Source organism: Millionella massiliensis (genome assembly GCF_900104655.1).
In the GTDB taxonomy this organism is placed as follows: domain Bacteria; phylum Bacteroidota; class Bacteroidia; order Bacteroidales; family Rikenellaceae; genus Rikenella; species Rikenella massiliensis.
In genome coordinates this window covers 2,669,536-2,690,818 of the sequence record NZ_FNWD01000002.1, presented here as the reverse complement: position 1 = coordinate 2,690,818, position 21,283 = coordinate 2,669,536, and the positions used below count along the sequence as shown (strand labels likewise).

At 54.9% G+C, this 21,283-nt stretch carries 11 protein-coding genes and 1 pseudogene; 6 read left to right on the top strand and 6 right to left on the bottom strand.

The window, feature by feature from the left end:
- Positions 1-54 precede the first annotated feature (54 nt).
- The 6 genes from BQ5379_RS10250 to BQ5379_RS10225 form a co-directional block, all read right to left on the bottom strand.
- Positions 55-1,599: a hypothetical protein gene (locus BQ5379_RS10250; RefSeq protein WP_143039455.1), complete on the bottom strand. Its 1,545-nt coding sequence runs from the start codon at positions 1,597-1,599 to the stop codon at positions 55-57.
- Positions 1,600-1,680: 81 nt separating this feature from the next.
- Positions 1,681-3,318, bottom strand: coding sequence for an O-antigen ligase family protein (locus BQ5379_RS10245; RefSeq protein ID WP_083377710.1), 1,638 nt, complete (start codon positions 3,316-3,318; stop codon positions 1,681-1,683).
- Positions 3,319-3,501: 183 nt separating this feature from the next.
- Positions 3,502-3,987 carry a hypothetical protein gene (locus BQ5379_RS10240; protein ID WP_143039454.1) on the bottom strand — a complete coding sequence of 162 codons (486 nt, stop codon included), beginning with the start codon at positions 3,985-3,987 and terminating at the stop codon, positions 3,502-3,504.
- Between the two features lie 81 nt (positions 3,988-4,068).
- Entirely contained in the window at positions 4,069-4,554 is a 486-nt protein-coding gene (locus BQ5379_RS10235) for a hypothetical protein (protein ID WP_071135342.1), read from the bottom strand.
- Between the two features lie 20 nt (positions 4,555-4,574).
- Positions 4,575-6,020, bottom strand: a complete 1,446-nt coding sequence (locus tag BQ5379_RS10230; protein WP_071135341.1) for a hypothetical protein — start codon at positions 6,018-6,020, stop codon at positions 4,575-4,577.
- The gene (locus BQ5379_RS10225) at positions 6,017-6,226 is read right to left on the bottom strand and encodes a hypothetical protein (RefSeq protein WP_143039453.1); all 210 of its coding nucleotides are present in this window, start codon (positions 6,224-6,226) and stop codon (positions 6,017-6,019) included. Before BQ5379_RS10225 ends, BQ5379_RS10230 begins: the two co-directional genes overlap by 4 nt.
- 756 nt (positions 6,227-6,982) lie before the next feature.
- On the opposite strand from BQ5379_RS10225, the pseudogene BQ5379_RS11075 reads away from it, so the two are divergent.
- The 6 genes and pseudogenes from BQ5379_RS11075 to BQ5379_RS10195 form a co-directional block, all read left to right on the top strand.
- Positions 6,983-7,366: pseudogene (locus tag BQ5379_RS11075) on the top strand (ArdC family protein); the annotation flags it as partial.
- A gap of 768 nt (positions 7,367-8,134) precedes the next feature.
- Positions 8,135-10,534: an ABC transporter permease gene (locus BQ5379_RS10215; RefSeq protein WP_071135338.1), complete on the top strand. Its 2,400-nt coding sequence runs from the start codon at positions 8,135-8,137 to the stop codon at positions 10,532-10,534.
- 526 nt (positions 10,535-11,060) lie between these two features.
- Positions 11,061-14,684, top strand: a complete 3,624-nt coding sequence (locus tag BQ5379_RS10210) for a glycosyl hydrolase 2 galactose-binding domain-containing protein (protein WP_071135337.1) — start codon at positions 11,061-11,063, stop codon at positions 14,682-14,684.
- A 337-nt stretch (positions 14,685-15,021) separates the two neighbouring features.
- On the top strand, positions 15,022-17,166 hold the full coding sequence (locus tag BQ5379_RS10205; protein ID WP_071135336.1) for a TIM-barrel domain-containing protein: 2,145 nt from the start codon (positions 15,022-15,024) through the stop codon (positions 17,164-17,166).
- 285 nt (positions 17,167-17,451) lie between these two features.
- Complete coding sequence (locus tag BQ5379_RS10200) at positions 17,452-18,564, top strand: glycoside hydrolase family protein (RefSeq protein ID WP_083377708.1); 1,113 nt, start codon at positions 17,452-17,454, stop codon at positions 18,562-18,564.
- Between the two features lie 212 nt (positions 18,565-18,776).
- A complete protein-coding gene (locus BQ5379_RS10195) occupies positions 18,777-21,155 on the top strand; it encodes a glycoside hydrolase family 95 protein (RefSeq protein WP_083377707.1) in 2,379 nt (792 codons plus the stop codon).
- Positions 21,156-21,283: the final 128 nt, after the last annotated feature.

Genomic DNA, 21,283 nt, shown 5'->3' with positions numbered 1-21,283 from the left:
CACATATTAGTTTTTGAATCCGATGGCTATTGTAATCTCCGGTTGTGGCGGAGGTCAGAACCGCTCCGGAATGCTGTCCCAGCTGTTGAAAATACGACGGAAGTAACTCTTGCCACTGTGGCGGTCGACCAGCAGGCAGAGGCTGCGGCGCGGAACATGGGTGACGCTGTAGGTGGTCTGCTGAGGCGTTGCGCCGGGGTGCCGGCGGATGGGAGTTTCGCTTGGCCGCCACTCGCCGCCGAACCAGTAGGCCACTTGGTAATCTTCGTAATGCAGGGTGTCGAGGTCCTGCGGGCGGATCAGCGTGGTCAGGTCGACCTCCACGCGCTGCGAGGTGTCGGAATCGGTGAAACGCTGAATATTGCCGCGTGCGTCCAACTGAAACGGTTGGCCGGCCAACCGTACCGACCGCCCCATGGCATAGACCGGCAGGTAGAGAATCGAGCGGCCGACCTGTTCGAAACGGTATGCCGGGCTGCCCTGCCGCTCTGTCGCAGAGGTGGGCGACGCGGACTCTCCTTGATAAACGGTCGGCTGGCCAGGCGCTGCGAGGATGACCGGTTGCCAACGGTCGTTCCGGAAGACGGCCAGCGTCGGGTGTTCCCCGTCGGCAGGGGCGTCGTTGAAAGGCACCGAGAGGCAGCTCGTGGCTACGTAGTCGGCGGTGACGTCGCGGTAATGCGGATTTCCGAGCACATTACGTGCATCGGACAGGCGGTGGAACTCCACCCGATAGACCTTGGGCGGATTGGCCCCCAGCCAGGCTCCGGTGTCGAGCATCACAGGATTGCCCTCTTCGTCGAAATAGACCGCTTCCGCATGTCCGCCGTTCGAGTTGCCCCAAATCGGGATGACATCTTTGGTGGCGGCTATCCCCATGGCGCGAAAGGCCAGCACGTACATGCTGGCTATCGAATTGCACTCGCCCCAGTGATACTCCAGGGCCTCTTGGGGGGTGAGCATCGGTTTGAGCATCAGGGCTTCGGGGTGAAAGCCATACCAGCTGCGCAGGTCGCGGATGATCATCCGGGCCACGTTGCGGACGGTTTTCGGACCGGTCAGCGTGTCAACCATCGGGGTGTATCGTGCCTGGAAAAAGCTCCGCCAGTCGGTCAATTCTTCGGCGTCGATTCGGTAGGGCAGGATGTAGGCCTGGAACAGGGAATCGGAGTAGCTGCGAGACCAGGGATTGTTGCGCCAGCTCTCGAATGCCTGGTCTATGTTTCGGATCATGTAGTCGGCGGTCATGGTCTGGGCGTCGCTTTCGGTGCGGCGGCGGAGGGTCAGGCGGGCCGAGTCGAGCAGCGACTGGTAGTTGCCCGAGGTGACGCCTGGACGATACAGGTTGAACCGGGTCGGCTGGCCGGAGACGTCGATCAGGTCGAATGTATGGGTCCCGTGGTCGGAGAGTCCCTCAAACAGGTAGGTAGCAGCCCGCAGTTTTTCGGGGTCGTCGCGGAAGTGTTCGACCACGCGGTGCATCTCGGGGTTTGCGGTCGCTTCGGCCGCCTGGCGAGCCTGGCGCAGGGCATTTTGGCAACTGCCCAGGGTGAGTGTTGCGGACACTCCTACGGTAAGTATAAGAAGAGGTCGTTTCATACACGAATATAGTAAAATATAGCGTAATAATGTATCTGAATGTCCATTTTCGGGAGGACAGGCGGCTCCGTCGGATCGAGACTAATTTTCAGGAAAGAGCCGTGGTTGTCGTTCCAGCCACTCCTTTGCCTGGTGTCGAATACGAATCGTTGTGGTGTTGCTGACCTTCAGGGGCATGGCAACGATGTGTCGGGCGATCCGGGTGGCGGAGTCGGTCTGACCGGCTGATAGGTAGGCCCGAAACAGACCGTCGTACGGACGTAGGCGTGAAGGGATCATCTGCATGGCCTGCCGGTAGTAGTGTTTCGCCCGCTCGATCTCTTGGCGGTCGAGCAGCCGGTCGCCCAAATCTACATAGAATTCGGCAATCGGCAGCCGGCTTGCCAGTGTTTCGAGTCGTGGAATGTCGATTTGCGGCTTCTGTATCTCCAGCGATGCTTCGCGCAATCGTATATATCGGCTCCGCTCGGTCGAACCGTTCCGATAGACGGTACCAAGCACTGCGCCTCCAGTGGCCAGTATGATTGCGCAGACTGCGCCCGAAATTCCCGGCGATAACCTCCGACAGGAGTCACTCGGGCCGTCGGTGGGGCAACCGGCCAGCAATGCGCCCAGTACCATGCCGAACGAAAGGAAAGCCGACGGGTAGGAAAATAGTCCGAATACGATCAATCCGGTTAGCAGCACCAGAACGGTGCTCCCCCTGTTCGCTCTGTACACCAATCCGAACAGCAGCAGGCTGAGTAGCGTGCCGATCGCTCCCTGCTCACAGGCGATGCCGATCCATTCGTTAAAGGGGCGGTCGACCTGATCGGCGATTTGCCGACCGTACGAGGCGGGATGCCGGGCAAAATAGCCGGCCTGGGCAAACATATATTGATCTTGAAAACTCCCGATACCGTGGCCGGCGATCGGTCGCTCTGCGATCCATTCGGCCGACACATGCCAGATGAAAAGTCGGCCGTCGGCAGATTCCTTCTTGTAATGGTACAGGAATGTGGTACCGAGCAGCAGGGTGAGGCCCATACTGATGAAAAGCAGAGGTCTGTGGCGGAATCGCCGGGTGCCGATCCAAACGAATGCACCGGCAACAACGCCCAGCCATGCGGCGCGGGAGTCGGTGAGCAGCAGTGTCCCGGCAAGAATGAGACTTCCCAGGGAGAGTGGTACGATTTGTAGCAGGTTGCGTGTCTGCCACGCACGTTGGCTGAGTATCAGGGCAGCCAGGGTGGCGATGCAGAGCCACCCGCCGAGCGGACCGGGATTGGGAAATGAACCGGTCAGGTCGTAGTAGGAGTGTCGGGACGCGGTCGTCCCGGCACACTGCGCCAGTGCCACGATGCTTTGGATCACGCCGGACAGAAATAGCGCAGGTAGCACGATACGGGTTCCCTCCAGTCGACACCATGCGTAACTGCACAGCAGGATAAAACTGTTCAGCAGGTCGTACGGGTCAAGCGGGGTATCGGACCAGACGGCCCGGCCGGTGTACCATAACGCGCAGGCCAGCATGGCCCAGTCTGTTGGTTGGCCGTGGATGGGGCGTCTACGCAGTGCGATGGAGCTGACAAGGAGTAGCACGAGGCAACTCCCAAGGCCGATCCTTCGGGGGGTGATAGCGTTTGCCGGGTCGGTGTCGAGCAGTGGCCAGCAGATGAGTACCAGACCGAACAGACATTGTGGGAAAGCACTGATATGTCGAGTCGGAATCATCGACATACGTATCTCTTTAGTTTAATGAGATTCCATACATTGTGGTGGTATGGTGGAACAAATGTAACACAAAACACAAAATAGAGCGCGTGTTGCGCACTCGTTTCATGCCATTCTATGAATGTAATTCCCGGCTTGGTCCGTCGCCTGTCTCAAAAAATGACGGCTCCAAGCCGGGAATGTCAGTTTCTATTGTCTCCTCATCTCAAAATCACTTACATCAGTAACGATGTAATCTTTGATTCGGTCATATAATTTAGGTCCGAGTGTTTCGTTTTCCGAATCTTGAAGATGATAAATGTCCCATATATTATCATGGTATGGGGGAGCCAGGGAGATGTTGAGTATGGTATATGGTTTTTTTTGCATGTCTCTTAATCCCAGCTCTTCATTGGTAATAAAATACAGGACAATACCATCAATCAGGTCTTCTTTGCTTTTATCCCGCTGCCACCCTGTTGAACCGAAAATTAATTTCCCAACGGGAAGCTGGCTTCTCCACTCGTCCAATATGAGCGAGGCAGGTTGCCCGATAAAACGTTGCTTGCCTTCTACGAAATTTTTCTTGAGATAGGCAACGGTATCTCCGTTGCATTCTGCGAGTGTTGTTTTCTGTTGTGCCTGCGCCAGGGTGATGCACCCCAGGGCTAACAATGATAAAATCAAGCGTTTCATGGCCCTTCCATGAATGTAATTCCCGGCTTGGTCCGTCGCCTGTCTCAAAAAATGACGGCTCCAAGCCGGGAATGTCAGTTTCTATTGTCTCCTCATCTCAAAATCACTTACATCAGTAACGATGTAATCTTTGATTCGGTCATATAATTTAGGTCCGAGAGCTTCGTTTTCCGAATCTCGAAGATGATAAATATCCCGTATATTATCATGGTATGGGGGAGCCAGGGAGATGTTGAGTATGGTATATGGTTTTTTTTGCATGTCTCTTAATCCCAGCTCTTCATTGGTAATAAAATACAGGACAATACCATTAATCAGATGTGCTTTGCTTTTATCCTGCTGCCACCCTGTTGAAGCGAAGATTAGTTTTCCAACGGGAAGTTGGCTTCTCCACTCGTCCAATATGAGCGAGACAGGTTGCCCGATAAAACGTTGCTTGCCTTCTACGAAATTTTTTTTGAGATAGGCAACGGTATCTCCGTTGCACTCTGCGAGTGTTGTTTTCTGTTGTGCCTGCGCCAGGGTGATGCAACCCAGAGCTAGCAATGATAAAATCAAACGTTTCATGATTGTCCTTTTTTAGTGGTTTATTGGCATATGGAGGGGTAGTATTCGCCTTTTTTGTTGGTCCGAACTCCGTATGCCTGAAATGTGGCAGCATTGACGCCTTTTCGGGAAAGGACTATACCTGCATCTGTCTTATTCAATACGTATGCGAATTGAGCACACGCTTGCTCATTCTCGGAAAAACCGTCCATGTCACTGAAGCGATCTACAGCCTCATACCAAGCTGTCCCTGCTGGACAGTTCTTACTGAAATGACCCTTGTCATCGATCACAGTAGCTTTGCCAAAGGCTTTGGCTTTGGCAGGATCGACAACCTGTAGGCAATAGACGTCCGTGCCGACAAAAATAAAACTTGCCTGCATATGGGGGCAACCCTCCAATGATTGTGCCAAAGTCAAGATATCGGTTTCAGACGGTTGGGTCGCATGGGAAACGGGATGACTGTGAAGCATGGCAATCGTATGTTCTGATGTTCTGAGATTCAGAAATGCATCTGAATTTGGAGCCGTTTCCAACGGGGTCAGCACTACGCCTTCAGAATCCACGTATCCCTGTAAGGTCGTTCCGTGTTCAACGGTGTTGCGACTGGTTATGGCTGCTTTGAAATCCGAAAATCCGATGCTGTTGTTTATATAACTGTTTTTACTACAATGCGTGAGCATGTCGTACAGTTTACCAGATGCGGATTTCCCGGAAGTTTCGGTATTGTTGCATTGTCGGGTAAATCTATCTGGCTTTTTGTTTGAGTCAACGCTTCCTTCTCCTCCGATCGCGCCACCACCGCCTCCACCGGGATTAGGGTCAATAATTGGTGATTCATACAACGGAAAATCGGAAGGGTTGGGAATTCCGATGGGGTGATAGTAAATCTTGATGGTCCACGGATTGGAACGATGGCCAACAACTACAACTTCTTCGGTCTTGTATAATTTTTGCGGATCATCCGTGTTCTCTACGCCGATGGCAAACATCTTCGGTGTGCCGGACTGGAACGATACGTTGTCGCCCATCACTTCGTTCATGACGGTGGCCACGCTGTCGATATTCTTCTCGGTAATTTGCGGAAAGTATTCATAGCGTGAAACCTGACCTTCACGGTAACGACTGATAGCTACCGGAGTGCCGTCAAAGGTCTGGTATACCACAAAACCGGAGAAATCACCTTTGTCGCCGCCATACTGAAATACTTTGCCGATGTCCTTGTGTTTGGCGTAGCAGTCGGGGGTGGGGACAATGGTCGCGATATAGCTGAAGGCTGTTCCTTGGGTAGTGTCGCGCCACTTTTTGATAACCAGCTTCTGTGTGATGTCAACGCTTCGACGGATGGTGTCGCCGTCGGCCGTGACCTCCTGGAATACGGCTACAAATATGTATTCCGGATCGATCGGAACGTCTGCCCCGCTCATCTCTTTGTTAGCACCAAGCCGGGCTTTTTTCCAGAATGGGGTAAACGCACCCGGTGTCATACCTGCCGGTTTGCGCCGGTCGATTTGGTCATGTACGGCAACGATTCAGCGTATTGCTGTTCGAAAATCTGCTGCGCTTCGCTAACCGTCAGATCGGGTTGACTGTAAGGTTCGTCGCTGTGGCTGAACCTTTCGTGCTGGCACGCCCATAGCACCACTCCGGCTATGGCGATCAACAGCATGTAAGTGAATAGCTTTCTATTCATACAACATTGAGGTTAAAGTAAATATATGTGAGACAGGGGTGACAAAACTAATGTGTAAAAAAATTTGTGTAAATATAATAAATAATTGATTTAATGTTCTTAAAAAGTTTTATGCAAAATTATTGTTATTGCATGTGCTACATATTGTTGTGGTTTTGCTTCGGGTTAAATCTCGTGTAATTAAATAATGAATTTCGGGGGATTGTTTATATATTGAATACTCCAAAGTTCCGAGTTTCTCGCCGGACGGATCTGCCGGCTTCGCAGGACGGCGCCCGGCTGCGACACTGGTTGCCGAAAGTTTCGTTTTTCTCGCCGAGTAGATCAGGCCGATTCTCGGTACCGAGAACCGGTATCATTCTATCATAATACAACGTCACATCCCTTTCCCTTTTGGGTCTCTTTTCTTCAGGACGCGACCGTCGACCGACGAGCTCGGCAAATACTGAGCGCCGCAAGCGGCCGAAGGACGGACTTTCCTTCCCTCTTGTGGACGCCGGCTGGAACTCCTTTTTGATACGGCGAAAGTAGGATCTCTGGCTGATCTTGCATCACCTCCGGCGAAAAATCATCCTTGCCCAGGCGGGCTTCTGTATTTTTCGCCGGAGGCTCTATGTCCGTGCCCCGGGCACGGATGATGCCGGTGCGCCACAGCTCCTTTTCATTGCCATATCAAAAAGTTTTCCCGCTGACACCACGCCACATAAGGGGAAAACAAAAACTCTAAACCTTAACAGTTAGGCACTAAGCACCGAGATTACGAAAACTCTTGAATTATTTTCTCAAATGACGATTGAGAAAATCGAAACCATAAGCACGGACTGGCAAAAACCCTGGTTTGCTGAAAATACCTTGCAGTAGCCATGGAATCTTGCAGGAAGAGAGTATAACGGGATGAATGCAATGATGTTGTTGATGCACTGCGAGAAAGAAGGTTATCCTGTAGCTCGATTTTGTACTTTCGCTGCGTTGCAACGTTTGAATGCACCAGGTCAGCCGTTAGTCTCGGTGTTGAAAGGCGCTAAATCATTCCCTGTATTACTGACAACGTTTACGTGTGTTGAGAAGGAAACAAAGGTCACGATAAAGTATGAAGAATATAAAGAGTTGTCTTCAGAAGAAAAAGACAATTGCAATGTCTCTTTTTGCTTGACATGGGATAAAAGAGGCATACAAAATAGATAATGTCCCGAGAGAAGAGATCTCTAAGGTAATCCAACTCGGAGGGAACGGATCCTGATGTTTTGTAACAGATGCAGAGCTTGGGCCTCATCCAGGAATATTAACCCCCGCTGTTTTAGCAGGGTTATTTGGTCCGAGAAATATTTCAGTTGTTTAGAGTATGAAATACGGCACATTGGGATATAAAAAAGCTCACCCTGAGCGCGCTGATCTGACGGGAAGCGGGGTGAGCATGTTGATGTAAATATATACAAAGTTTTTTATTATTCCCAATTTAGTGAATTATCTTTGTTCATCGTTCCCGGGTAAAATACTTCGGGGATTCGGTGGCAGAGCCACCGATGGCACTTTGTGAAATACCAGAGCAGTAAGGGGTTGGCAGAACGCCAACCCCTTACTGCTCTGGTATGCCTGCCAATAGCTATATCGTCTTCAGGCTGATCAGTAAATTTACAATGATGAATCCGAGGATAGCACATAGCTTCGATCTCGGCTTCTTCCGGGGAGACAGGGATATTGGCTTCCGGTTCTTTCGACAGCGCCAAGAGGATCTTATCTTCATTGTTTGTTGTCTAAAATGCGTGCGATGTACGCTTTTAAACTCAGATAAAATCAAGAATGAATACTTCTCTTAGTTAATTTTTTTAAAAATAATATTTTTTTGTATTTCTGAAAAATATTATTATATTTGGAACATATATAATTCCAAAATCAAGATTAAGCCATATGATGTTTTTTACGAATTTGCGTGCGGGTTGGAAATCCATAGTCAAACACCGGTTCCACTCGATCATTAATATTCTCGGTTTTGTAGTGGCTTTGTCCGCAGTCGTTCTGGTCGGATTGTATGTTTATCGGGAGCTTTCGGTCAATAAATTCCATAAAGATGTCAATCAGATATATAAAATCTGCTGTTGGTCTGCTCCCTATCCGCTCGCCACGACAATCAAAGCGGGAGTACCCGAATTACAGACGATTACCAATGTGGTATGGGTAAAAAATCGGTATCTCATTAGATGGAATGAGAAACAGCAGGTTGCTATGGAATCCGGTTATTTGGCTGTGGATCCGGATTTTTTCAAGATATTTACCTTTCCGATTATAGCCGGGAATGCGGAGGATCCGTTGCCGAATTCCCGGTCAATAGCTTTAGTGGAGAGTACTGCAAAGGCGATTTTCGGAAACTCCGATCCTATCGGGCAGACGGTAATGGCCATAGGATGGGGTGGATATAATTCTTATGTTGTTACCGCCGTGCTTGCGGATATTCCGGTCAATTCGTCGATCCGGTTTTCGGCCCTGTTTCGAATCAATCCGTCGCAACCTTATGGAACTTCGACCATTGGTCAGTATTGGAGAGCAGGGGCGTACGAAATATTCGCCAAACTTCCCGAAGGCAGCGATGTGGATGCCCTGAATCGAAAGATGCAGGATGTGGTTGAGCGTAACGGGAACTTGACGGACTTCGAGGTCGACAAGGTCGTTTTGTATCCGTTTACGGAGCTTTATTTCGATCGGTTGCAACTATGGAGCTATTTTAAAGGGGGAGAATACGGAAAAGTGATGACGATGATCGCGATAGGCTGTGTGATTCTGTTGATGGCGATCATCAATTTTTTCAACTTGTCCACGGCCAGCGGCATGAGGAGGTCCCGGGAAATCGGACTGCGCAAGGTCAACGGGGCTACGCGCCGATCGCTGGTCGTCCAATTCCTGACAGAATCCATCTTGATTGCTTTCATCGCCATGTTGTTGGCGATTATCGTGGATAATATGGTGATTCCGCTTTTCGGCGCTTTCGTCGGTGTCCCGTACCCTCAGATCCAGATGACGCACGGGTGGGAATGGCTGCTGCTGATCGGGGGCAGCGTGGCGGTGGGTTGTCTGGCGGGCAGTTATCCGGCGTTCTATCTGAGCAATGTGGACCCGGTTCAAGCCCTTTATGTCGGCCGGGTACGTTCGGGCTTCGGCGTGGTCATGTTCCGAAAGGTGCTGATCGTGTTCCAGCTGACCGCGGCCATTGCCCTGATCGCCTGTACGCTTGTTATTACGGGACAGAAAAATTATCTGGGTAATCACGACACGGGCTTCGACCGGGATCAGTTGATATGCGTGGGGATGGATGCGTCCATCACACGCCAAAAACAGGCATTTCTTTCGGAAATAAGGGCTTTGCCGAACGTAGAGAGCTTCTCGACCACCTCGAACATAGTCGGTTTTCAAGAAGACGGGGCAGATAAGATAACAGTAGACCATTATGGGGAGGAGAAACCGATATATGTTAAATTTATGTATGCCGATACGGCATTCTTCTCTACATTCGGCATTGAGATGGTAAAGGGGCGTGTGCCCGTTTTACCGCAGGAGTACGGTTATGTCGTTTTTAACGAGGCAGCGATGAATGCGCTGAATGTGGATGATCCGTTGGAATTGAGGGTCAATTCTAAAGTGCATTCAATCAATCCGGATGGTTCGGTTCCGACAGTGGGAGTAAGCGGAGTCTGCAAAAATTTCAATTCCAGGACCCTGCTCGTCAGCATTGATCCGTTGATGATCAACGTTGTCAACGATTATCCGCGTGGAATACTCAACCTGAGGGTACGAGTACATTCGATGGACAACATGATCCAACTTATGGACGACCTGAAGAAGATCTACAAAAAGTTCAGTTCTTCGGACAGTTCTTCAAATATTGTGATTCTGGACGAAGTACTGCGTATGATGTACATTGCGGAGACCAAGTATCAGGTCATTTTTTCACTGTTCTCCGTCTTTGCCGTCATCATCGCCTGTTTCGGGCTGTTCGGGCTGATCCTTTATTCCAATACGCAGCGCCGTAAAGAGATAGGCGTCAGGAAAGTGTACGGCTCCGAAGTACCGGAAACCGTCGTGCTGCTTATCCGGGGCTATTTGGGCTACATAGCGATCGCTTTCGTCATTGCGACCCCTATCGCCTATTTTTTCATGAATCGATGGCTTCAGGCTTATCCTTACCGGATCGGATTGCATTGGTGGTATTTCGCAGTGGCCGGGCTGATCGTTTTGATGATTGTCACCCTGACCGTCGGGATCCACAGTTGGCGCACGGCTTCGTCCAATCCGATCAAGGCATTGAGGTCCGAATAAAACGACGAATACTTGTCGAGGAGCTTCCAAAAAGAGTTGCGAAATGATCGCGACTCTTTTTTTTATTTCTACATTCGCCAATTCCGAACCCACCGCATCGTACACCAATATCAGCCAGCAAATCGACAGAGACTTCCCCACCGCATAGCAGGCAATACGCTGCAACCAATGGAATGGTAGTACCCCTATCCAACAGTACATATTCACTTCTTCAATTTCGACTCTCAAGCTATTAACCCCACACATTTTCTCCACAGAGCCCTCCATCATCGACCAATACGCTTTGCTACATCTCCGCACGCAAAACCACCGCCCGCCTCCACTATCCGTACGCCCCGTACAAAAAGGGTTGTACCCGGAAAAGGGATTGCAGAAACAAAAACTTATACTTAATTTTACTTGCTAACTTTGGAAAGTTTGTTTCGCACTGCCGCGACGGGGACTACACACAGTGAATCCTCCGCCCAGCAAAGCAAAACGACAAACCACCCCATCCCACCGACTATTACAATAACCAACTCAATAAATGAAGGCAAGGACTAAAACCAAACGAACCACCCAGGTACTTACCCTCTGCGGACTGGTCACCGCCAGTGCCGCCGCCGTACTGTGGAGCTGCGCCGGAGCCGGAGCATCGACCGAATCATTCGAACGCTCGGACTACTACACGCGTGGAATCGGCCAATATCCCGGTTCCCCGGCCGAAGACTTCTCGCCGGAGCTGCTACCCGACCAAACCTACCGGAACATCGCCCTGCTCCGTGCGGCCTACCAGTCGTCGAGCCACGACTACAACCTCGTGTCGCAACTGATCACCGACGGTATCATTACCGAAAAAGAGCCCCAATACCTGAATCTGTTCACCCCCGACGGCGAGAAACCCCGCCGCGAACGGGAGTGGATGATCGATCAGGGTCCCTACTCGCGCAACGTTGCCATCGGCGAAGACACCTACTTCGAATACGTACTGAACAACTACAGCAAACAGGCCGATCAGGTCTACTTGCGCGGTACGGTGACCTACGACGCCGCTAAAGCCGGCAAAGGATACGAAATCATCTGCCAGGGCTCCAACGACGGCCAGACGTGGGAAGAGCTCGGCAAGGCGAGCGGCAGCGGTCTGCCCGGCACCGCCGCATCGTTCAAGATGCACTCCGACCCCAACAAGCAGAGCGAAGCTGGCGACATGCCCGTGCGCAACATCGACCAGACCCTCACCCTCGACAAGAGCGGCGACTACGCCTACTACCGCGTCTGCTTCAAGATGCCCGGCGCCGCCTATTGGACCATCATGGACATGAACTTCCTGGCCCAGCAGGAGATCGTCGAAATGAAACCCTCGCAATTCTTCAACTCCGTCTGGATGAGCGCCTCAGACGGCGAAGAGTGGGTCTATGTCGATCTGGGGAGCATCTCTACGTTCGACAAAGTCATCCTGCACTGGGTCGACAAAGCCGCCAAAGGCAAAATCCAGACCTCGAACGACGCCAAACAGTGGACCGACGTGGCCCAGCTGCCGGGCGGTGAGTCGCTGACCGACGAAATCGCCGTCGACGGCAAAGCCCGCTACGTGCGCGTGCTGATGGAACAGACCGCCGGCACGAAACACTACATCCTCAGCGAGATGGAAGTCATGGGTAAAGGCGGCCTGACGGCACGTCCCGTGGCCCAACCCGCCGCCGAAGCCGGCAAAATCGTCCTCTCGGGCGGCAACTGGAAAATCCAGCGCGCCTCCGAAGTTTCGGCCTCGGGCGAAGAGATCTCCACCCCCGCCTTCCAGCCCGACAACTGGGTCGTTGCGACCGTACCCGGCACCGTACTGAGCAGCTACAAGAACGTCGGCGCCATCCCCAACCCCAACTATGCCGACAACCAACTCTGCATCTCGGAATCGTTCTTCTACTCGAACTTCTGGTACCGCGACGAATTCGACCTGCCGGCCGACTTCAAGAAAGACCGCGTCTTCCTGAACTTCGACGGCATCAACTGGAAAGCCAACGTCTACATGAACGGCAAGAAGGCCGGTCGCCTCGAAGGCGCCTTCATCCGCGGCAAGTTCGACGTGACCGACCTGGTGGTTCCCGGCCGGAACGTCGTGGCCGTGGAGATCATCAAGAACAACCACATCGGCGCCATCAAAGAGAAGAACAAACAGAGCACCGACTTCAACGGCGGTATCCTGGGCGCCGACAACCCCACCTTCCACGCCACCATCGGCTGGGACTGGATCCCCACGATGCGCGGCCGCAACATCGGTATCTGGAACGACGTGACGCTGACCACGACCGGTCCGGTCACCGTGGCCGACCCGCTGGTTGAGACCGTACTGCCGCTGCCCGACACCACCTCGGCCAAACTGACCGCCGAAGTGATCGTGAAGAACCACGACGCCGCTCCGGTGCAGGGTGTGCTCGAAGGTCGCGTCGGTGACGTCACCTTCAGCCAACCCGTCGAACTGGCCGCCGGCGAAGAACGCACCGTCATCTTCACCCCCGAAGCCTACCAGCAGCTCAACATCGAGCATCCGCGTCTGTGGTGGCCCAAAGGCTACGGAGCCCCGAACCTCTACGACGCCAACTTCACCTTCAAGGTCGGCGACCAGGTGTCCGACACCAAAGACTTCAAAGTCGGCCTGCGCCAGATGACCTTCAACGAAGACAACCACATCCTGAACATGTACATCAACGGCCGCCGGTTCATCGGCCGCGGCGGTAACTGGGGCTTCAGCGAATCGAACCTCAACTATCGCGGCCGCGAATACGACATCGCCATCGCCTACCATGCCGACATGAACTTCACCATCATGCGCAACTGGGTGGGGATGATCGGCGACGAAGAACTCTACGACGCCTGCGACAAACACGGCATCATGATCTGGCAGGACTTCTGGCTGGCCAACCCGGCCGACGGCCCCGATCCCTACTACCCCGAAATGTTCATCGCCAATGCCGAAGACTACGTCCGCCGCATCCGCAGCCACGCCTCGCTCGGCATCTACTGCGGCCGCAACGAAGGCTACCCGCCGATGGTGATCGACACCGCCCTGCGCCGCATCGTCAAAGAGGAGCATCCCGGTCTGCACTACATTTCGAGCTCGGCCGACGACGTGGTGAGCGGCCACGGTCCGTACCGGATGCTGCCAGCCAAGACCTACTTCACGCTCGAAACCGGCAACGACAAGTTCCACAGCGAACGCGGCATGCCCAACGTACTGACCTACGAAGGTTTCCAACGCACCTACTCGCCCGAAGGGATGTGGCCCCAGTCGCACGAATGGGGGATGCACGACTACACCCTCGAAGGGGCACAGGGCGCCACCTCGTTCAACGAAATCATCGCCCTGGGTTACGGCGAAGCCCAGAACGCCAAGGAGTTCACCGAAAAGGCCCAGTGGGTCAACTACGACGGCCACCGCAGTCTCTTCGAATCGCGCAGCAAGAACCGCATGGGGCTGCTGATGTGGATGAGCCACTCGTGCTGGCCCTCGATGGTATGGCAGACCTACGACTACTACTTCGAGCCGACAGCCGCCTACTTCGCCATCAAGAAGGCCTCCGAACCGCTGCACATCCAGTGGAACCCGGCCACCGACCAGATCGAAGTGGTCAACTACAGCGCCGGCTCGCACAAAGGGCTGACCGCCAAAGTCCAGGTACTGAACATGGACGCTACGGTCGCCTGGGAAAAAGAGGTCACCATCGACAGCGAAGAGGACTCGACCAACAAATGCATCGACCTGGAATTCCCGGACGGCATCTCGAAAGTGCACTTTATCAAACTGTGGCTGATCGAAAACGGCCAGGTGATCTCCGACAACTTCTACCACAGAAGTCTGGAAGAGAACAACTATCAGTACCTGAACCAGCTCGCCAAAGTAAAACTCACCTCGTCCGTCACCACCTCCAAAGAGGAAGACGGCACCTGGAGAGCCAAAGTCGTGTTGGAAAACCCGACCCAGACGCCGGCCCTGATGGTCCGCCTGAACGTGGTTGGCGACAAGGACGGCGACCAGTTCCTGCCCGTGTTCTACTCCGACAACTACTTCGCCCTGCTGCCCGGCGAGAAGAAAGAGGTCGATATCCACTGGCAGGATGTCGACACGCGAGGGAATGCCCCCGTGGTGAAGATCACCGGTTTCAACGTCGAATAGCCCCGACGAACTGCGGCCCATCGGGTGCCTGTGTAACGAAAAACGTTCCGATTGACAGGCTCAGCCCACCGGCCCCGGTTCGCCGACCGTAAAAGCAACGGAGAGCATCTGTACAGTCAGATGCTCTCCGTTGTTTTTTATCTGCACACCCCTTCTCACCGCGCCCCACTCAACACAACATTTTTCCTGAAAATATCGAAACTGAATACCGCCAAACCTTTTCATTCCTCCAAACATTGTGCAAAGCCATGGAATAGACTGAGGAAAATTATTATTTTTGTCCTCAATCCATTTTGAAATATCGTAAAAACCACTAACCCATTCACCCCTACACAAAATGAGAAGAAAACTACTTCTGTGCGTTTGTCTGGGAATGATGCTGGCCGGCTGTCGTCCGACGAAAGTATCCCCAAACCAGTGGACAAACGAAGCTCCCGGTGTCTGGACCACCGAAGTCGGCACCCCCGAAAGCTACAACCTGCTCACGGCCACCCACGCACAACCCCGCATGGATGCGCTGAGCCAGAAAAGCGCCCGCGACTTCCCGGTCGACACCTCGCGCATCAAGATCAAGGTACGCGACGGCAAAACCTACCTGACCTTCCCGCTGGCCCCCGACGAACAGATCTACGGCCTCGGCCTGCAATTCAAGAGCGTAGGCCGCCGCGGCCAGATCATGCGCCTGCACACCGACCACTACTCCAACCAGGATAACGGTCGCACCCACGCTCCCGTACCGTTCTTCGTATCCTCGACCGGCTACGGCGTGCTGATCAACTCGGCCCAATACATCGACGTGTGGGTCGGAACCGGCGTACGTACCGACAGCCCCACCCCGCCGCCGGCACTGGACCGGAACACCGATCCGAACTGGAATCCCCAACCCTACTCCGACAACCTGGAGATCCTCGTACCGGCCGAAGGCGTCGAACTGGTGATGTTCGCCGGCGAGGACATGCTCGACGTCGTATCGCGCTTCAACCTCTGGTGTGGCGGCGGCTTCATCCCGCCCAAATGGGGGCTGGGCTTCTGGCAGCGCACCCCGACCCTCTACACCGACTCGATGGTACGGGCCGAAGTCAATGCTTTCGAATCACACGGTTTCCCGCTCGACGTGATCGGTCTCGAACCCGGCTGGCACTCGAAAGCCTATCCCTGCTCGTTCGAATGGGACTCGACCCGTTTCCCCGCCCCGGCCGCCTTCGTCGAGGAGATGCAGGCACGCGGTATCCGGCTTAACCTGTGGTGCAACCCCTACATCGCTCCCGAAACCACCCTCTACGACTCGCTGCTCCCCTACTCCGGCACCCACACCGTATGGTGCGGCATCGTGCCCGACTACACGATGGACGAACCGCGTTCGATCTTCCGTTCGCACATCGACCGCCACCAGCTCGACTACGGCATCAGCGGGTACAAAGTCGACGAAGTGGACGGTTTCGACAACTGGCTGTGGCCCGACGTGGCCGAATTTCCGTCGGGCGTGACGGCCGAACAGATGCGATCGACCTACGGCAACCTCATGATGTCGATTCTGGACGAAGCCTACCGGGCACGCAACAGCCGCACCTACGGACAGGTTCGCGCCGCCAATGCCGGTTCGGTACGCTACCCCTATGTTATCTACAGCGACAACTACAGCCACCGGGAGTTCGTGACCGGCATTGTGAACAGCAGCTTCAACGGCGTGCTGTGGACCCCCGAAGTACGCGCCTCCGGCTCGGGCGAAGAGTGGGTTCGCCGCATGCAAACCACCTGCTTCTCGCCGCTGGCACAACTCAATGCCTGGGCCGACGGCACCAAACCGTGGTCGTTCCCCGAAGTGTACGAAGCCTGCCGCGAGGTAGCCACCCTGCGCATGCAGCTGCTGCCGTATCTCTACTCCATTTTCGCCCAGTACTACCTGGAGGGTCTGCCCCCGTTCCGCGCCATGAACCTGATGAACGGCTTCGACGGCAAGGTGAAACGAATCAAAGGTACCCTCGACGCCACGGACAACCCCTACGAAATGGTCACCATCCGCGAAGTGACCGACCAGTATATGATGGGGAACGACCTGCTGGTCGCCCCGCTGTTTGCCGGCGAGAAGGAACGTCGGGTGGTTTTCCCGGCCGGAGACAAATGGTATGACTTCTACACCGGTGCCCAGGTAGCCGAAGGAGGTGACGAAGTGACCATTCAGGGCACGCTCGACCGCATTCCGCTGTTCGTTCGCGACGGTGCGCTGATTCCGATGATCCCCGCCATCCGCACCACGGCCGAATGGGAAGCCGGCCAACCGCTCGAAGTACGGGTGTACGGCACCAAAGGCGGTTCGTTCGACCTTTACGACGATGACGGCAAGAGCTTCGACTACGAAAAGGGTAAATACACCCTCAAACGGCTGACCGTATCGGCCGAAGGCAACCCGTCGGTCGAAGATGTCGTCACGGACGGCGGCTGGAGCTACGGCCCCGTGACCTGGCGCACGATGAGCCGATAAACGTCCCCGCACGTCGGACGGCCCCGCACCGCCCGCACCGCGATCCCCCAACGAGGCGTTACCATCCAAACGTATGGTAATGCCTCGTTTTGTTTTCAACCGGCACTCCATCCGTAAATTTTCCATGCAATCGATCTTTTATCTTCAAAAACGCATCCATTTCCAAACAAAATTGATTATAATTGTATGATTTTCAGTGAGTCGATTTGCCCGACCCGACACCACGCACCAATCTGACTACCGAAATCACTCCCCACTCAAACCACTCACCCAAACCCACCTCTTATGAAAAAAGCCCGTTCCCTCCGACAGGTACTATCGGGTTGTATGGCAGCAGCCCTGCTGCTGTTCACCCCCTCGTGCAACACCACTCAAACAACCTCAAAACCCATTCAGGCCTTCGACATCGACTTCAACTGGGGCGAAGGCGGCATCAATGCCTTTGCAGCTCCCGGCCTTTGGGCCGATGCCGATCCGGCCGAACATATCCAATGGTATGCCGACATGGGCTGCACGGTCGTCCAGACATTTGCTGTCTCGTGCAACGGCTATGCCTGGTACAAAAACGGCATTGTACCCGAACAGCCCGGTCTGAAGTACGATTTTCTACCCGAAATGGTCCGGCTCGGCCACGAACGCGGCATGGAGGTCTACGGCTACTTCTGCGCCAGCGCCAACACCCGCTGGGGGCTGGAACATCCCGACCTGAGTTACGGCACCCCCGCGGCCCCGCACATTCCCTTCACACTCACCTACCTGGACTTTCTGAGCCGTTCGATCGCCGATGCGGTCGAAAAGACCGGCATCGACGGAATCATGGTCGACTGGATCTGGAATCCCGGCTCGGCCGTCGAGCCCTACCCCCCGTTGCAGTGGCTCGCGTGTGAACAGCAGATGTACCAGGAACTGATGGGCGAACCCTTTCCGGGCATCGACCAGGTAACCCCCGACCAGACCCAAACCTTCCGCCGCAAAGCCATCGAACGCTGCTGGAACGCGATCTACAAGGCTGTCAAGGAGACCAATCCGGAGTGTAAAATCTGGGTCACCTGCAGCCAGGTCACCAGCCCCGACCTGGTCGGTTCGTCGATCTTCCAGCAGGCCGACATCTTCATGAACGAAGCCGGCAGCATTGCCGACGTCGAAAAGATCCGCCCGCTGGTAGGTCCCAACACCCAGCTGATGACCTGTCTGGCTCTCTGGAACCAGCAAAATCCCGCCGAAATTGTTCCGCAGGCCATCGAAAAGGGGATCGGCCTGTACGGCTTCACCAAGCCGCAGAAGGGTTCACTGCTGCCCCCCGTATCCTACTATCTGGAGCAGCCGCTGGACTCACTGAGCGGCGATGACAAAAACATCGGCTATCTGGCGCGGGTATATAATGGGATTCCCTTCTAGCAGCTTTCCCCGCGACATTCATTCATAGATCAAGCCCTGCAACGATCACCACGTGTGATGTCAGACCGGACAACCGACCCCTTGCTGGCGTCACTCACAGAGCAACCCGCCGACCGGAGAGCCCCGATTCCCCTCAACAGTAGAAACACCGCCCAATCTGCTCTGCGACAGAGGCCACACCTCTTCCACGACCAACATCACCCCGATACCCAATGAACAAAAAATCAATCTTTACGTTATGCGCAGGGTTGTGCGTTGCCCTGCATTTTTCCTGCAGCCCCGACAGACAGACCGCCACTCCGGTGACCCTCTATTTCGATCGCCCGGCCACCTCGTGGAACGAAGCCATCCCGATCGGCAACGGCCGACTGGGCGGCATGGTTTACGGCGGCGTGGCCGAGGAACGAATCCAGACCAACGACGACACCTTCTGGTCCGGCGAACCCCGCGACGTCCAAAATCCCTCCGCCGCCCAATACCTTCCCCAGATCCGACAACTGCTGTTCGAAGAGAAGAATCTGGAGGCACAAGAGCTGATAGACCGCACAATGCTGGGCCCCTGGAACGAATGCTACATGCCGCTGGCCGACATCGTACTGAAACTGAAAGCCGGTGAATACTCAGACTACAGCCGCGTGCTGGACCTGAACGACGGAACCGTCACCGTCCGCTACACGCAGGACGGAGTCAACTACACCCGCACCCTGTTCGCCTCCTACCCCGACCAGGCCATCGTCATCGAGATGGAGGCCGACCAGAAGGGCGCTCTCGCCATGGAACTGATGCTCGAGAGCCAGATCCGAAACCAGGTCAGCGCGCTGGACGATCGCACCCTCTCCATCAGCGGGACCGCACCGAAACATACCGAACCCCACTACCAGGGCGTTCACGACCCCGTCTACGAAGAGGGCCACGGTATGCGGTTCGAAGCCCGTCTGAACGTGCAGCAGACCGACGGCAAGGTCGAGGCCGACAGCGACCGGCTCAAACTCGCCGACGCTTCGACGGCGACCATCGTTTTCGTGGCCGCCACCAGCTACAACGGATTCGACAAGGATCCGAACACCGAAGGGAAAGACGAACAGGCCCTGTGCGACAACTACCTCACGCAGATCGGCCAATACGACTACGCCGACCTGAAAGAGCGCCACACGCAGGACTTCCGGGCACTGTTCGACCGCGTCAGCATCGACCTGGGCCATTCGGCAGCGGACACCCTGCCGATCGACCGCCGCATCGCACAATACCAGCCGGGCACCGACCCGTCGCTGACCGCCCTCTATTTCCAGTTCGGCCGCTACCTGCTGATCTCCTGCTCCCGGCCCGGCTCACAACCCTCCAACCTGCAAGGCATCTGGAACAAAGACATGCAACCCGCCTGGAGCTCCAACTGGACCATCAACTGCAACACCCAGATCAACTACTGGCCCGTCGAGACAGCCAACCTGTCGGAGTGCCACCTGCCGCTAATGGACATGATCCGCGAAATCACCGTAGACGGCAGCAAAACCGCCCGCAACCTCTACAACAGCCGCGGTTGGATGGCTCACCACAATATCGACATCTGGCGCACCACCTGGCCCGTCGGCGGAACCGGTCTGTGGGCCATCTATCAGATCGGCGGGGCCTGGCTCTGCCAACACATCTGGGACCACTACCAGTTCACCCAGGACACCGCCTTCCTGCGTGAGTACCTGCCCGTCCTGAAGGGAGCCGTACAGTTCTACCTCGACAACCTGCAACAGGACAAGGAGGGATACTGGGTGACCAACCCTTCGGAGTCGTTCGAGAACACCTACGTCAAGCCCAACGGCGAAGTGGGCTGGGCCTGCATGGGCGCCGCACAGGACATGCAGGTGATCCGCGCCCTGTTCAAAAACACGATGGCCGCCATCGACACCCTGAATGACGACCAACAGTTCAGAGCCGAGATTCAGACCAAATACGACCGTCTGGCCCCGATGAAGATCAGTCCCCGCACCGGACGGCTGCAGGAGTGGAACGACGACTGGAGCGCCTCGAATCCCAACAGCGGACAGGTGGCCCACGGTTGGGGGTTCGTAGCCAGCGACCTGATCACCCTACGGGGTACGCCCGAACTGGCCCAGGCCTTCCGCAAAACGCTCGAACACCGAAAACCCGGCTACTCTTACAACAGCGGCAGCTGGACAGGAGCCTTTCCGGCCAACTTCTGGGCCCGGATGGCCGAGGGCGACAGCTCGCAACGGGTGATCGACCGCCACTTCATGAACGCACTCAATCCGAACTTCACCTGTGACTTCACCGGCTACTGGGAGATCGACGGCAATCTGGGTATCGCAGCCGCCGTTGCCGAGATGCTGTTGCAAAGCCACGCCGGAGAGATCGACCTGCTTCCGGCCCTGCCGACCAAATATCCGGACGGAGAGGTACGCGGTCTGCGGGCCCGCGGCGGATACGAAGTCGACATTCGATGGAAAGCGGGCCGCCTCGAAGAGGCCGTCATCAAAGCCGACCGCATCACCGAGCCCCGCACCGTACAGATCCGCTACAAAGACCGGACCGTCACTGCCGACCTAAAGCCCGGCGACCGCTATACCTTCACCCTGTAAATTCATTTGCCTCGGGCACGGAAAGCACCACACGGCCATACACCAGAATACGGTAGCCCCTGTGCCCATATCTTACCGACAGCCCGTTTCCGCATCTTCGTCTCAAATGATGCGGAAACGGGTTTTTA

Bases quoted from the DNA above. Each gene is read 5' to 3' on its own strand.
- BQ5379_RS10200 (WP_083377708.1), top strand. From the start codon at position 17,452: ATGAAAAAAGCCCGTTCCCTCCGACAGGTACTATCGGGTTGTATGGCA.
- BQ5379_RS10225 (WP_143039453.1), bottom strand. From the start codon at position 6,226: ATGAATAGAAAGCTATTCACTTACATGCTGTTGATCGCCATAGCCGGA.
- BQ5379_RS10240 (WP_143039454.1), bottom strand. From the start codon at position 3,987: ATGAAACGCTTGATTTTATCATTGTTAGCCCTGGGGTGCATCACCCTG.
- BQ5379_RS10250 (WP_143039455.1), bottom strand. From the start codon at position 1,599: ATGAAACGACCTCTTCTTATACTTACCGTAGGAGTGTCCGCAACACTC.
- BQ5379_RS10230 (WP_071135341.1), bottom strand. From the start codon at position 6,020: ATGACACCGGGTGCGTTTACCCCATTCTGGAAAAAAGCCCGGCTTGGT.
- BQ5379_RS10195 (WP_083377707.1), top strand. From the start codon at position 18,777: ATGAACAAAAAATCAATCTTTACGTTATGCGCAGGGTTGTGCGTTGCC.
- BQ5379_RS10210 (WP_071135337.1), top strand. From the start codon at position 11,061: ATGAAGGCAAGGACTAAAACCAAACGAACCACCCAGGTACTTACCCTC.
- BQ5379_RS10205 (WP_071135336.1), top strand. From the start codon at position 15,022: ATGAGAAGAAAACTACTTCTGTGCGTTTGTCTGGGAATGATGCTGGCC.
- BQ5379_RS10235 (WP_071135342.1), bottom strand. From the start codon at position 4,554: ATGAAACGTTTGATTTTATCATTGCTAGCTCTGGGTTGCATCACCCTG.
- BQ5379_RS10245 (WP_083377710.1), bottom strand. From the start codon at position 3,318: ATGTCGATGATTCCGACTCGACATATCAGTGCTTTCCCACAATGTCTG.
- BQ5379_RS10215 (WP_071135338.1), top strand. From the start codon at position 8,135: ATGATGTTTTTTACGAATTTGCGTGCGGGTTGGAAATCCATAGTCAAA.